Source organism: Cohnella phaseoli (genome assembly GCF_003386235.1).
Taxonomy (GTDB): Bacteria; Bacillota; Bacilli; order Paenibacillales; family Paenibacillaceae; genus Cohnella; species Cohnella phaseoli.
Window position 1 is genome coordinate 130,380 of the sequence record NZ_QRDZ01000017.1, and the last position, 14,101, is coordinate 144,480.

At 50.7% G+C, this 14,101-nt stretch carries 12 protein-coding genes; all 12 read left to right on the forward strand.

The genetic code is table 11. The features are described 5' to 3' along the window. Positions 1–110: 110 nt before the first annotated feature. The 12 genes from DFP98_RS20920 to DFP98_RS20975 all read left to right on the forward strand — a co-directional run bounded on the left by DFP98_RS20920 (position 111) and on the right by DFP98_RS20975 (position 14,099). Positions 111–722, forward strand: coding sequence for a hypothetical protein (locus tag DFP98_RS20920; protein WP_116062555.1), 612 nt, complete (start codon positions 111–113; stop codon positions 720–722). Positions 723–869: 147 nt separating this feature from the next. After that, the gene (locus DFP98_RS20925) at positions 870–1,688 is read left to right on the forward strand and encodes an aminoglycoside adenylyltransferase domain-containing protein (protein ID WP_116062556.1); all 819 of its coding nucleotides are present in this window, start codon (positions 870–872) and stop codon (positions 1,686–1,688) included. Positions 1,689–1,704: 16 nt separating this feature from the next. Next, positions 1,705–3,237 (forward strand): stalk domain-containing protein, encoded by a 1,533-nt coding sequence (locus tag DFP98_RS20930; RefSeq protein ID WP_116062557.1) that lies wholly within the window; start codon positions 1,705–1,707, stop codon positions 3,235–3,237. A gap of 171 nt (positions 3,238–3,408) precedes the next feature. Further along, entirely contained in the window at positions 3,409–5,133 is a 1,725-nt protein-coding gene (locus DFP98_RS20935) for a sensor histidine kinase (RefSeq protein ID WP_181917831.1), read from the forward strand. Between the two features lie 3 nt (positions 5,134–5,136). Next, positions 5,137–6,681 (forward strand): response regulator transcription factor, encoded by a 1,545-nt coding sequence (locus DFP98_RS20940; protein WP_116062559.1) that lies wholly within the window; start codon positions 5,137–5,139, stop codon positions 6,679–6,681. Between the two features lie 92 nt (positions 6,682–6,773). Then, the gene (locus DFP98_RS20945) at positions 6,774–8,165 is read left to right on the forward strand and encodes an ABC transporter substrate-binding protein (RefSeq protein WP_116062560.1); all 1,392 of its coding nucleotides are present in this window, start codon (positions 6,774–6,776) and stop codon (positions 8,163–8,165) included. Positions 8,166–8,245: 80 nt separating this feature from the next. Further along, complete coding sequence (locus DFP98_RS20950; protein ID WP_116062561.1) at positions 8,246–9,124, forward strand: carbohydrate ABC transporter permease; 879 nt, start codon at positions 8,246–8,248, stop codon at positions 9,122–9,124. Then, complete coding sequence (locus DFP98_RS20955) at positions 9,124–9,945, forward strand: carbohydrate ABC transporter permease (protein ID WP_116062562.1); 822 nt, start codon at positions 9,124–9,126, stop codon at positions 9,943–9,945. Before DFP98_RS20950 ends, DFP98_RS20955 begins: the two co-directional genes overlap by 1 nt. Before the next feature lie 21 nt (positions 9,946–9,966). Further along, positions 9,967–11,061, forward strand: coding sequence for a glycoside hydrolase family 99-like domain-containing protein (locus DFP98_RS20960; protein WP_116062563.1), 1,095 nt, complete (start codon positions 9,967–9,969; stop codon positions 11,059–11,061). A 28-nt stretch (positions 11,062–11,089) separates the two neighbouring features. Then, a complete protein-coding gene (locus DFP98_RS20965) occupies positions 11,090–12,271 on the forward strand; it encodes an enolase C-terminal domain-like protein (protein WP_181917832.1) in 1,182 nt (393 codons plus the stop codon). A 17-nt stretch (positions 12,272–12,288) separates the two neighbouring features. Continuing rightward, a complete protein-coding gene (locus tag DFP98_RS20970; RefSeq protein ID WP_116062565.1) occupies positions 12,289–13,047 on the forward strand; it encodes an SDR family NAD(P)-dependent oxidoreductase in 759 nt (252 codons plus the stop codon). A 29-nt stretch (positions 13,048–13,076) separates the two neighbouring features. Beyond that, positions 13,077–14,099 (forward strand): zinc-dependent alcohol dehydrogenase, encoded by a 1,023-nt coding sequence (locus DFP98_RS20975; RefSeq protein WP_116062566.1) that lies wholly within the window; start codon positions 13,077–13,079, stop codon positions 14,097–14,099. The last annotated feature ends 2 nt before the right edge of the window (positions 14,100–14,101 follow it).

The following is a 14,101-nucleotide window of genomic DNA, read 5'->3' on the forward strand; positions in this document are numbered from 1 at the left end:
GGATAAGACTAAGGGACAGTTCAACGCAACTTTCCATTATATGGTGTAGTATAAGAAGTGACGGCGAACGGCTGTTGGATGAGAAGTACGAAACTTTAGGGGGGAACAATATGAGGATAAATTCTAAAGGCATCAGAATATTGCTTGGTATGTTTTTTTTCGTTTGTTTAGTGGCGGGTGCAGTGGCGTCTCAAAACACATTTACTCAAAGCGCAAATAATCAGAATTCCACAAATCCTCATTATTATCCCAAAAATATAAACGGACAGACATACGGTTCTGGTGAAAATGCCAATCACGTTGATGTGCTACCTGACTTAATCCATGTAGGAAGTGTTAATGGTATTGCAGGATATGTGATGAATAAAGATTATCTCAGTGAATTTAGTCGTGAGGTTCCCCTGTATGATGTTGATGGGAAAACCATTATAGGTTCTTATCCTATTGGTGCTAAAAAGATGAAGTATCCTCAAAATAAAAACGGACAGACATACGGTTCTTCCGCAGATGCTTCTTCTCCAGAGATGGAACCTGAATTAATCAATGCTATAGGTGTGGATGGCACACAAGGATATGTACTGAAAAAAGACATAGACGGTGTGCAACCAAAATCACCTGAGGAAGCCATAGCAATACAGAACAGTAGATCACCAGGCGGTCGTGATATTCCGCTGTATGACGTTGATGGGGAAACCGTAATTGGTGTATTTCATATTGGATGAAAGTAAGTCAAGTGCTTATTAGAAAAAGAATTGAAGGCTTGAAACAAATTCTTGAAGAGGGATACCGTAGAAAAACTCGGTGATATCAACAATTAGAGCAAACTAAACCATTGGAGTATTGAATTAGAGTAAGGAGCGGATTTCCTCTTGAGCGGATATGATTGGGATAACTGTCCCTTAGAAATAAAGATGCAGATAACAAATATAAAGGATTTTTTAAATCACAATTTGGGTGAAAACTTGATTGGAATTTACCTTCACGGCTCACTGTGCTTAGGCAGCTTTCAGCCTTCACACAGTGATTTAGATCTTATTGTCGTCACTAACAACACATTAAATGCTTCTCAGCGATTTTTTTTAATGAATGGGTTCTTAGCTTTACATAAAAAGCCATCACCAATCGAGTTAAGTATTTTGTGCTATTCAGACTTTAATCCTTGGAGACACCCTACCCCTTATGAATTTCACTTTAGTGAATACTGGCGGCCCAAATTCGAGGTGTTAGCCAGCGAGAATGATTTGTCATTCTGGGATTTTAAAGAGGTATGTACGGACGCTGATATAGCATGTCATGTAACTTTGATTAACCAAAGTGGCATTTGTATCTATGGTAGAGTCAGAAGTGAAATATTTCCTTTAGTGCCTGAACAAGATTTTTGGGACTCCATTTCTGGGGGGATAGATTATTTTAGCAAATTAGATGGGGAGCTTCTTGCTTCTGAAATTCTTTCACTTCTTAGAATTTGGTCCTATAAAGAAAACAAAGCAATTTATTCAAAGGCACAAGCTGGAGAGTGGGCAATGGAATTAGTCCCCCTTGAGTACCATTACATCATTCAAAATGCTGTTGACGCATATAACGGCAAGGTCAAGATAAGAGAGTTTAAAACATCTGATTTAAGTAGTTTAAGGCACTATGTTATGAATCAAATCAAGGAACCATCATCTAGCTGGCACCAATCGTAATGGAGGAGGACTTACATTGTTAATTAGGAAATGGCTGCCTGCAGCGATGTTTTTGATGTGTTTTGCCTTCATTCTGGCATTATCGGCTCATGCAGAAGAAAACGATCTGTTCGACACGAGAGAGACTGTATTCAAGATGAACGATCCGAACGCTTTGATAAACGGGAAGAAAGTCGTTCTGCAAGTTCCGCCTACAACGATAAACAATTATACCTTTGTACCGTTGAGGAGCGTAAGCGATGCGATCGGCGCGAATCTAACACGGAAGTCGGATGAGATCCGGCTCAGCTATGAAGGGGTCACCGTTGAAATCACGGTTGGCCGAGCGGAGGCTTTCGTACAAAGCAACCCTGTTCGTTTGGAACAGCCGCCCGTTGTCATTAAAGGGACAACGATGGTTCCACTAAGATTTATTGTCAATTCTCTGGGCCTTGATCTTCGGTACGAACCGTCGACGAAAGAAATCCGGATTTCATCGAAAATCAAAAAAACGCCGGAGCCAATAGACGAAGATCAGCCGGGGAACAAAAAGGATGTTGAAGAGGAAGCACCGGTCGTCAGACCACGAATGGAAAATTTGACCGTGGATTATTTGTCAGCCAACCATAGCAACTTAAAAAGCCTTGATAAGATCAGGCTGTATTCCTTCGGAAACACAAGCATAGCCGCCGCTAAAGACAATCAAGTCTACATTCTGAATAGGGACCCGAACAAGGGGTATCAGATTAAAAAATACGACCCGAATTCTGCGGATAAAATGTCGGTCGTCGCATCCATTGATGAGCGATTTAACTTCGAATACTCCGTTCGAGACAAATACAAAATCAACTTTAGCTATGGAGAATTCGTTCCGAAGAAACTCGTCTACAACGACGCAAGCGATACGTTGTATTTGCTGGGAGAAAGCGCGGCGATGTATCCGGACAAGCTGCGTCTTGCGGTATTTTCGATAACCCCCGAGGTGAAAATGGTTACCTATCAACTGGAGAATTCAGGTTTCTACAAGTTGGAAGATTCTTTTTTCTCCACATTGGATGACAAGACATTCTATTACGGCGAACCTTATTCGAAAATGATTTATTCCGCGAATAGGGGTCAAGCCTTGGAACTGGTCAACAGCTCCCCGACGTCGGACAAAACACAGTTGATCTCGACCATGAAAGATGGAGTATTATATGTTTACGATAAAAAGAGCAGCACGATTTTCAAGTGGACGGGAACGGGATTGGTTAAGCATGCACAAATCGCCATTCATTCGGATTCCGTCATGCACGTAGCGGCATCGTTCGGTTATTTTTATTTGCTTGACGATCGCCGAGTCGTACATCGCGTTACGTCGGACGGCAAAATGGAGTCTTATGCGGAGCTCGGCAAGGCTAGCTTTAACCCGGGGATATTAGGAGTTCCGGAGACGAGCAACTGGAAGCTGTTCGGCAATGAAAGACTTTTGCTTGATCGCTATACGCTTCACATGTCGACGGATAGCAACGGCAATTTATTTTTGTTTGACGATGGAATCTTGATACGGGTAAACGTATACCCGAGTTAAAAAGCAGGAACAAAGCATAAGGACCGGTAAGCTCTGCCGATTAACGGTAAGGGATTTCCGGTCTTTGCTATGTCAACTGCAACAAAGAAAAGGTCAAATGGAATAGAGAGACAGCCTGTCCCAACCATAGTACAATGGGCATACACACTTCGTTTACGGAGGTTAGCAGGCATGGGGCACTTCATGGTCAACCTCTTTAACCTGATCCGTTCGCGACTTTTTTACAAAATGCTCATTATTTATTCGCTGCTTACACTTGTTCCGCTCATTATTGTAAGCGCTACCTTCTACTTCCGTTCCAGCCAACTGATCGGCAAGAAAGCGACGGAGGCCGCTCAACAGGAACTTGCCGCTGCTGCTTCGGCGATTGATGCTCCGCTCTCGGCCATCAAGAAGAGGATGCTCGAGATCGGGGAACGGAACGTGATGGAATCCTACTTGAAACTGTACAGTCAGACCGATGCAAATGCGACTTCTGACAGCAATCGGCAGCAACTGCTCGAAAACACAATCGATGCGCTGCAAGTCGAGTTGGCCGAATTGAAAAGAAGCGTTGGTGAATTCGTCGACAACCTGTACGTGGTCACGCCGGACGACCAAGTGTTCGGAACGGGCGGCAACCGCCCTTTGCATTATCCTTCCGCATACCGCTTGCTTCCTTTCGAATTCGACCGGATGCCCGAATGGGCGTTTTTTTCCGACGACAAACGGATGGCCTGCGACATGAAAATTTATGAGTCTGGCACCGACGAAGTGCTGGGATGGCTCGTCGTTACGCTGGTCCCCGCCAGCCTTCAGCAGACGTTTGTCGATTTTGCGTCTGGAACGTTCTATATCACCAACTCGGATAACATTATTCTTTCCGCTTCGCACCTTGACGAAGTCGGTAGAGTGCTGGACGTGCGGGGACCTGCGACGCTGCTGCTCATTCAGCAGAAGTCGCAATATGCCGACTTTCATTATATTCGGCTGGCAACTCCCGGAGCGGGCGGTATCGTGGAAAAGCAGGCGATGTTCGCGGCGGCGGTTACTTTCGTAGCGTGGCTGACCGTCTTTTTCGTTACGTATTACATTTTAAAACGCGTAACCGCTCCGATACAGAGACTCACCAGGCTGATGCGCCGGGCCGAACGAGAAGAGTACCAGTTGGTGCAGGACGTTTCGACCCGAGACGAAATCGCCATGCTTTGTCACGGCTACAACCAGATGGTGCGACGCACGAAAATTCTGATCGACAAAAACTATAAAAACGAACTGCTTGTCCGCGAAGCGGAGCTCAAGGCGATCCGGATGTATATCAATCCACACTTCTTATACAATACGCTCGAATATATTAGCATCATGTCGCAAAAACCCGAAAAGGCAAAGTTCGTGCCGGATATCGTGCATAACCTTTCAAGCATTTTTCGCTTTTCGATCACGCCGGGCGAAAAGTTTGTGTCTTTGGAAACGGAAATGGCGTTCGCGGAAAAATATTTGCAAATCCACCAATATCGGCTTGGGGAGCGGTTGCAGTATCGCCTTGCGCTTCCGGAAATGCTGCTCCAGTCCGCCGTGCCAAAGCTCATCCTGCAGCCGCTTGTCGAGAACGCCGTTATTCATGGCATCGACCGTCTGCAAGGCGGCGGCCGAATCGAAATCGAGGCAAGAGAAGAGGATTACAAGCTCGTGATCGAAATTCGCAATTCCGTTCCGCCGGAAAAAGCCGACGGTTCTCTGTCCATCCGGCAGTCGGCCAGAAAAGGGCTCGGTTCCGGACTGGAAAATGTCAATGCGCGGGTACGCCACCATTTTGGCAACGTGTATGGGGTGAAGCTCAGCAGAGAAGACGAGGATTCGATAACCGTAACGCTGCAAATGCCGATACAACTTTGGAATGAGACGGGAGAGGATTAAGCGATGCGAATCCTTGTTGTGGACGACGAAAGCGAAATTCGCAATTATTTGGCCGAAATGCCGCAATGGGCAGATGCGCGCTGCACGGTCGTCGGGAAAGCTGCGAACGGGGAGGAAGCGTTGGCTCTGATCGAAGTGGTCAAGCCGGACGTGCTGCTTACCGATATCCGCATGCCCGTGTTGGACGGCATCGAGCTGGCGGAAGCGGTCAGAAAAACGTATGCGGACATGCCGATCATATTCCTGACCGCGCATCACGAATTCGAATACGCAAGACAAGCGGTCCGACTGGGCGCAGCCGACTTTATTACGAAGCCTTTTAAGCCGGAAGACATCGTTCGGGTAGTGGAGCATTTGCGCTCCAAAGAGCGAAGCGGATGGAAGGAGCAGGAATCGTTTTTCGCCGCGCTTGGCGGATCGTCTCTTTCCAGGGAGCAAAAGCGGCAGTGGTTGCTGGAGCAGGAACTCGAAGACCGTTCTTTTCTGCTGCTGTATGCCGAGCTCGACCATGTGCACGGCTCACAATCCGGACGCAATCCGTTCGAGTTGAAAAAAATCCGTACGACACTGGAATCCGTTCCGAAAGGCGCTGGCCTGACGGCGTGGATATCGGAAACTTCCAGCGGCGTTTATTTGCTGCTGCCGTTCGAATCCAGGGGCGAAGCCGGTACACGGGAAAACGGCATCGAGCTCGCCAAGAGAATGATCAAATCTTGCGAAACGGAAAATGGGCAAAGCGTGTCCGTAGGCATCAGCAGGACGTTCGATTCGTACCTCGAGCTAGCGGAGGCGATTGGGCAGATTGGCGTTTGCATGGACTATCGCATGCTGCTCGGCAAAAATTCGGTCCTCGCTTTCGACGCGATCGAGACGATCGTCGGCGAGAAGGAGAAGGAATCGCTCGAATCCGTCAAAAGGATCGCCGATTTGCTCCGAACCGGAAATGCGGACGGTATACGCGAATCGCTTTCTTCCGCATACCGCCGCATGTTGTCCGCCGGCGCAAGCCGTAAGGACATCCAGCATTTTTGTATCGGTATGATCGAACGGTCGGAGGACGTGCTGCTAGAATTCGGAATCGAGCCGACGCCTGGGACGGCTGTAGGCATTCGCGAAACGATGCTCGCCAGCCTCATTTTGACCGACATGATGAAAGCTCTCGAGAGGTATATGCTGGATAACGCGGACGCGATACGACGGCTGTTGGAACACTCGCCGAAACGGCTCGTCGCCGAGACGAAAGGAATTATCGACATGGAGTATCGGACGGATCTGACGCTGCAGACCGTCGCCAAGCGACTGAACGTAAACTATTCGTATTTGAGCAGGTTGATCAAAAAAGAGACGGGAAAAAACTTCACGGATATGTTGTGGGAATACCGTATTGAGGCGGCCAAGATCAAGCTGCTGAACGAAGACCTCAAATCGTACGAGGTTGCCTACGCCGTAGGTTTCAAAGATGCGGGGCATTTTAGCATGCTTTTCAAGAAAATGACGGGGCTCACGCCAAGCAATTACAAGCAGCAAACCGGCGGTAAAACGCAATAAAGAAAAACCAAATTACAGCTATCGAGGCCACCCTGCGAAGAGGCTATGATGAAATTGTAAAACAAACTCGATCTCAGAAGGGGTGTTTCAACTTGCAAAAGAAAGCGTTATTATCGCTGATTGCCCTCTTGTGCGTCATGCTTGCGCTCGCGGCGTGCGGCAACGGCAAGTCGAACGACCAGAACAGCACATCGTCCAGCAGTCCCGCGGCAAGTGAAGCATCGAGTCCGTCAGCGCAGACGGACAATTCGGGTGGGGACAACGTAGCAACAGCCAACGACAAAGAGTTTACGATCCGCGTAGGTGCCTGGTTCCTTGACGATCGTCCACACGAACAGGCATTGAAGAAGGCGGTTGAAGACGGCTACAAAAAGCTTTATCCGAACGCCAAAATTCAATGGGACGTCACGCTTGGCGGCGCATATTTCGACAAGCTGAAGGCGCAATTCGCATCCGACTCCGCGCCGGACGTGACCTTCTTTCAACAGACAGATTGGTTTAAGGCCGGCAATTTCATGGACCTTTCGAATGAACCTTGGGTTGCTCGTCTGACGGAAGCGGGCAAGAAAGAGCCTACCGTCACGTATCAAGGAAAATTGTACGGCGTGCCGATGGAAGGTAGCCCGAGCCCGGGCGTCTGGTACAACACCGAACTGTTTAACGAGCTCGGTCTGAAGCCCCCGACAACGGTGCAGGAATTTATGGACGTATGCGAGAAGATCAAGGCTGCCGGCAAAACGCCGATCGCTCTCGGGTTCAAAGACGTCTGGACGGTCCAGATGTTCCTGGTTAGCTGGATCCAATCGTACGGGTTCGTGAACGATCCCGACTTCGGCAAGAAAGTGTATGAAGGTCAGATCAAACTGGACGATCCGACGATCCAAGCGGTATACAAAAACTTTCAGACGATGAAGGAAAAAGGATATTTTAATAAAAACGCGCTTAGCATCGACTGGCCGGCCTCCGCCCAATTGTTCGCTTCCGGAGACGCGGCGATGATCATGCAAGGACCATGGATGCCTGGCGCGAACAAAGATAATATTCAAAAAGGCGGCTTCAAGTCGTTCCAGATCGGCTATTTCCCGCTTATGGACGATAAAGGTAATGTCGGTATGACGCTCGGCAACGGCGCAGGCCTTGCAATCAATGCCAAAACGAAGCTCGTCGAAGAATCCAAGGCGCTCGTTAATCTCATGACGACGCAGGACGTCATCGCGCCTTGGCTTGCAGGCGACGGCGCGCTGCCTTTCTTTTCCGATGTGCAAGTTGCGTTCGACGATCCGGTGATGGAGACCGTGAAGAGTTTCGTTGACAAAGGCGTAATGTCTTACGCTATCCAGAACGTCATTCCGACAAGCTCTATGACGGCGTTGACGGATATTGTCACGAAAGTGGTATCCGGCGCATCGTTCAATCCATCTGATTTGAAGGCCGCTCAGGATGCTTTCGAGAAAGACAAGGAGTCAGTGGTTCTCCCGTACTGATCGACTGACGGCACATATACGCGTCCAGCCGCGCCTCTTGCGGCTGACGCCTTTCATCGCTTCGGAAAGGGGCCGCCTCCATGAATCTCAAACGCAGGCATTATTGGACGGGCGTCTTGTTTTTGCTCCCGGCACTGATTGTTTTTCTGCTATTTTTCTTTTATCCGTTTCTTCAGAGCATCTATTTCTCCTTTACCCGTTGGAGCGGCAGCGGCAAGCCGGTGTTTATCGGCTTTGAAAATTATACGAATCTGTTCAGCGATCCTCATATGACGGACGGTCTGAAAAATTCGCTGAAAATGGCTGTTTTCGGAATTGTTGTCCAGAATCCGTTGGCGCTGCTTGTCGCGATCCTCATCAACAGGCAGTTCAGAACGAAGGCGTTTATCCGGACGGCCATTTATTTCCCCGTCATTATCAGCCTCGTTGTCGCTTCCGTCGTATGGGGCCAACTGCTGCAGTACGATGGCTTCTTCAACGAAATTCTAAACCGGCTCGGCTTCGAATCGTGGACCGAAGATTGGCTCGGAACGCTTAAGACTTCTTTCCCGACGATTATCCTGCTCACCCAATGGCAAGCTATCGGGTATTGCGCGATTATTTATTTGGCCGGCCTGAAGTCGATCCCGGAGGATATTTGCGAAGCAGCCGAACTTGAAGGCGCAAAGGGCTTTACTCTGTTCCGGAACATTACGCTCCCGATGCTGATGCCTGCCTTTACGATCGTTCTGTTTTTGACCGTCGTCGGAGCGTTGAAGCTGTTCGATCTGCCGTATATTTTGACGAACGGGGGACCTGGAACGTCCTCTTACACGCTGTTCCTGGCCGTCTACAACGCGGCTTTCAAGGAAAACAATTATGGATACGCTACAGCGGGCGGTATTTTACTAGCCATATTCATTATCGTCGTTGCCATCATCCAGTTGTCTGTTACGCGCAAACGGGAGGTGGAGCTCTAATGGAGCGCAAACGCGCCTCTCTGCCTACGGAAATCATACTGATCGTCGTCGGATTGCTGTTCCTGTTTCCTATCCTGTATTTGCTCCAAATGTCCTTTAAGCATCCCGGTATTTTTTACAAGCCGCTGATGCTGCCGGACCGGCTGTATCTTGATTACTACAAGATGGCGCTGCACGGCGACTTTTTCCGCAGTCTGTGGAATTCGACTCTTGTTACGGTTTTTGGCCTCGGGCTGACCATCGCGATCTCATCCATGGCCGGATATGCGTTGTCGCGGCGCACTGACAGGTTGTTCCGTTTCGTGTTTCTGCTGTTATTGACGGGCATGATCATTCCGACTGTCGGATCGCTCATTCCGTTGTTCAAGCTGGTCACTTCGCTTCATCTCGGGAACACGCGCAGCGTGCTCGTCCTTCTGTATACGGCCGGATTCATTCCGTTCGCAACGTTCCTGTATTCCGCTTTCACGAAGTCGATCCCCCGCGAGTTGGAGGAATCGGCGAGCATCGACGGCTGCGGACCGCTGCGCATGTTCTGGGTCATTCTATTCCCGCTGCTGCTGCCGGCGACGGGCACTTTCATTCTGACCAACGTGTACGGCATCTGGAACGACTTCGTAACGCCGCTCATCTTCTTGAATTCGCCGGAAAAGATGACGCTTATGCCGATGATCGTCCAGTTTATGTACAACAGGCAGTCGACGAACTACGGCCCCGTGTTCGCACTATGCGTGCTTGCCATGATTCCGCTGCTCGTGCTGTTCGTTTTTACCCAGCGCTATATGTTGAAAGGTCTTGTAATCGGGTCGGTGAAAGGTTAATTGACAGGGAGTGTGTTAGAGATGAGCCATCTATACAAATCCAGCCGCTATGAGGTCGCGGTCTATTATTTCCCGCAGTGGCATGTGGATCCGAAGAACGAAGCGGCAAAGGGAAAGGGGTGGACAGAGTGGCCGTCGCTGCGCGAGGCGAAACCGCGGTTCCCGGGACACGAGCAACCCAAGGTGCCTTTTTGGGGAGAAATCGAAGAAGCGGATCCGCGGGTGTCGGAAATGCAAATCGCCGCGGCGGCCGATCACGGCGTCACGACTTTTCTGTACGATTGGTATTGGGACATGGGCGGCGGTGAAGGGCCGTTCTTGCAGCGCGCGCTGGAAGAGGGATTTCTTCAGGCAACGAACCGCGATCGCCTGAAATTCGCGCTTATGTGGGCCAACCACAACGAAGTGAGCCGGGAGCGGTTCGAGGCGATGACGGATTACATTATCGCGAATTATTTCCATCATCCAAACCATTTCGCCATTGACGGACGACTGTATTTTTGCATCTACGAGTGCTTTACGCTGGTGAAAGGACTTGGCGGCATCGACCAAACTGCCGAAGCGCTGCAATCGTTTAGACGCAAAGCATCGGCCGCAGGTTATGAGCTGCATCTGAACGTAATGGAATGGGGACTCAATCCCAAGCACCGGGACATTCTTGGCGAAGACACGAACGTGCTTATCCGACGTTTCGGCGTGGACAGCGTTACGTCTTATGTCTGGATTCATCATATCGAGCCGGAAGAGTTTCCTGAGGCTTCCTATACCAAAATTGCGGAACGGGCGGCAAACCAGTGGGATGTGTTCCGTGACCAATTCACCGTGCCGTATTTCCCGAACGTGACGATGGGGTGGGATCCGAGTCCGCGCAGCGATCCGTCCAAGCCGTATGAGCGCAGCGAATACTTCTCGCCGATTCTTTCGGGCAATACGCCGGAGGCGTTCGAAGCGTCCTTGCGCGACGTTAAGGCATTCCTCGACCGGTCGACGCTGCAGCTGCCGATGTTTACGGTCTATGCCTGGAACGAGTGGACCGAGGGAGGCTACTTGGAACCGGATACCGTGCATGGGATGGGATACTTGGAGGCCATCCGGAACGTTTTTGGCAAGGAATAAATGGGTCAGCATACAAGGAGTTGAGTGCATGAAAATAACTTCAGTCCGCGTTTTCACGCCGAACCTGGCCAAAATCTCCGCTTTAAAGGCAAGCAAACAGCAAGACAAACCAGACAATGCGCAAGATTTGTCCTGGATCTCGGAAACCGTCATCGCCAATCCGATGTCCATATATCCGGAATATTTCGAGCGCCGCTCCTCCTGGCTGTGGGTGAGTGAAGAGGTTATCGTCCAGATAGAGACGGACGAAGGCGTTACGGGAATCGGGACCTGCCCCGGCGGAGCTGCCGCCGCTTCGTTGATCAAGCAGCATTTAAGCCGTTTTCTCATCGGTCAGAATCCGTTTCAGGTGGAGCGTCTGTGGGACATTCTATTCAAGACGTCCCTCCCATACGGACGCAAAGGCTTGCCGATAATGGCTATTTCCGCTATTGATCTTGCGTTGTGGGACTGTATATCCAAAGCGAGGAACGAGCCGCTTTACCAATCGCTTGGCGGTCAGGTTAAAGACAAAGTGCACGCCTATGTCACGGGCAACGATTATTCACGGACCAAAGAGCTCGGCTATTATGGCCAAAAGCTGGCGATGCCCTATGGTCCCGCCTCGGGCTATGAGGGCATGCATAAGAACGCGGAACTAGTTCGCCGAACGCGCGAAGCGCTTGGACCGGACATTGAGATTATGTGCGACTGTTATATGGCTTGGGATGTGCATTATACGATTCGAATGGCGGAGATGCTCGCCCCCTACAGAGTCAAATGGATTGAGGAGTGCCTCCCGCCGGACGATTACGAGGGGTACGGCATCATAAACCGGACGATTACGTCAACGGCCGTAGCGACGGGGGAACACGAGTATACCCGCTACGGGTTTAGGCAGTTGCTGAATGTCCGGGGAGCGGAGATTTTGCAGCCGGATATTTGCTGGTGCGGCGGCTTGACGGAAGCCAAAAAAATATGCGCCATGGCGTCGGCGGATCATTTGACCGTCATTCCGCACGCGGGCGGCATTCAGCCGTGGGCTCTCCATCTCGTGTTCGCGACGCCGAACATTCCGCTCGCCGAATATTTTATCGGGGCTGACCCGACCGAAGATCCGATCTTTGAAGTATGGAATGTACCTGTAAACGGCTGGTTTCATTTGCCGCAAGCGCCCGGCGCCGGAATCCACATTCGAGAATCCGCGTACGAGCTTCTTAACGAACACTAAAGGAGAAGCGAATTCGTATGGGAAAATTGGACGGACGCAATGCGATCGTAACCGGAGGCAGCCGAGGGATCGGCCGTGGTATTTGTTTCGAACTGGCCAAGGAAGGGGCCAATGTAGCCGTCAATTATTCTTCCCACCCCGAGGAAGCGCGCACAGTCGTTGAAGAGCTTCGGTCATTCGGGGGGCTTGCGACGGCCGTCAAAGCGGATGTTTCGGTTAAAACCGAAATAAGTGCTATGGTGGAACAAGTCCGATCGGAATGGGGAAGCGTCGACATTCTCGTCAACAATGCGGGGATTTGCCCGTTTCGAGACTTCTTCGATATTGACGAAGTGAGCTGGACGAGAACGATTGGCGTAAATTTGTCCGGCGTTTTCTATGCCTCGCAGGCGGCCGCTAGGCATATGAAGGAGCAAGGAAAGGGCGCTATCGTCCATATTTCGACCGTGACGGCATACAGAGGCGGCATGGAGCAGGTCCATTACGCGGCCAGCAAAGGAGGGGTCAATTCTTTGACCTCTTCTATGGCTTGCGCGTTAGGACATTATGGGATTCGCGTCAATGCCATCCTTTGCGGCGGCGTCATCACTGATATTAACCGGGATCGCGTCCCGGTCCATCTGCACGGAAAAAAGGCCAAACACCCCGAATTGCCATCGGGCCGTCTGGGAGATCCGGAGGATTTGGGCAAAGCGGTCGTCTACCTGGTTTCCGACGACAGCGAATGGGTAACGGGAGCCCAACTGGCGGTCGACGGCGGTTCGTTTGTTATGTAGAATATACCTCGTGCGGGAGATGGATGTGCATGAAAGCTTTAATGTGGAATGGGCCGAGACAGATGGACCTCGTACGGCTGGATGTCCCCGAGCCGGCTCGGGGCGAGGCGCTGATTAAAGTCGCCGTTGTCGGCATATGCGGTTCGGATCTGGAAGGCTATCTGGGTCATAACAGCCTAAGAAAACCTCCCTTGCTGATGGGGCACGAGTTTTCCGGCACGATCGTTTCGATCGGCAGGGATGTGAAAGGATGGAGCGTCGGAGATCGCGTCGTTGCAAATCCGTTGATTGCTTGCGGAACTTGCCCGAGATGCGTCCGGGGGCGACCGAATTTATGCGATCGCCGCCAAATCGTCGGGATTCATCGTCCCGGAGCCTACGCCGAATATACGACCGTTCCGGTTTCCTGTTTGCAAAAGTTTCCGGACTCGTTATCATTCGAAGATGCCGCGTTGACCGAGCCGCTAGCTTGCGCGCTGCGTGCTGTTCGTCGTTCGATCGCGGACTTTCCGCTCGTTCAAATGTTGGTGATTGGAGCGGGCCCAATCGGGATTTTGTCGGCCTTGACCGCGCAAGTTTTGGGGGCCGCTAAAGTGTGGATCATGGACAAGAACGAGCGTCGACTTCAAACGGCCGCGCGCCTTCAACTGTCTGGCGCCTTCAGCAGCGGAGATTCGGACGTTGCTGAACAGGTTCGTCTTGCCGCCGGTTCGCGAGGCGTCGATGTCGTGCTGGATGCCGCCGGGTTCCAACCTACCCGGGAACTGGCGATTCGTCTTCTGAATCCAGGCGGAATTTTCATGAATATCGGTCTCGGCATCGATGACACCGTTCTTCCGATCAATCATGCGATCCGCAGCGAGATTGAGATCAGAGGCTCTTTCTGCTACAGTCCGCAAGATTTTAGCGATGCGTTGTGCCTGCTTGAATCCGGCAAAATCGGATCGGAACAATGGAGCACGGTTCGTACGTTGGAAGACGGCATCGCTTCTTTTGAAGAACTAGTTTCGGGACAAACGAGCATCGGCAAAATTTTACTATCAATGGATTGATT

Excerpts from the sequence above, each read along its gene's own strand:
- DFP98_RS20920 (WP_116062555.1), top strand. The coding sequence starts at position 111 with ATGAGGATAAATTCTAAAGGCATCAGAATATTGCTTGGTATGTTTTTT.
- DFP98_RS20935 (WP_181917831.1), top strand. The coding sequence starts at position 3,409 with ATGGGGCACTTCATGGTCAACCTCTTTAACCTGATCCGTTCGCGACTT.
- DFP98_RS20940 (WP_116062559.1), top strand. The coding sequence starts at position 5,137 with ATGCGAATCCTTGTTGTGGACGACGAAAGCGAAATTCGCAATTATTTG.
- DFP98_RS20950 (WP_116062561.1), top strand. The coding sequence starts at position 8,246 with ATGAATCTCAAACGCAGGCATTATTGGACGGGCGTCTTGTTTTTGCTC.
- DFP98_RS20955 (WP_116062562.1), top strand. The coding sequence starts at position 9,124 with ATGGAGCGCAAACGCGCCTCTCTGCCTACGGAAATCATACTGATCGTC.
- DFP98_RS20960 (WP_116062563.1), top strand. The coding sequence starts at position 9,967 with ATGAGCCATCTATACAAATCCAGCCGCTATGAGGTCGCGGTCTATTAT.
- DFP98_RS20965 (WP_181917832.1), top strand. The coding sequence starts at position 11,090 with ATGAAAATAACTTCAGTCCGCGTTTTCACGCCGAACCTGGCCAAAATC.
- DFP98_RS20970 (WP_116062565.1), top strand. The coding sequence starts at position 12,289 with ATGGGAAAATTGGACGGACGCAATGCGATCGTAACCGGAGGCAGCCGA.
- DFP98_RS20975 (WP_116062566.1), top strand. The coding sequence starts at position 13,077 with ATGAAAGCTTTAATGTGGAATGGGCCGAGACAGATGGACCTCGTACGG.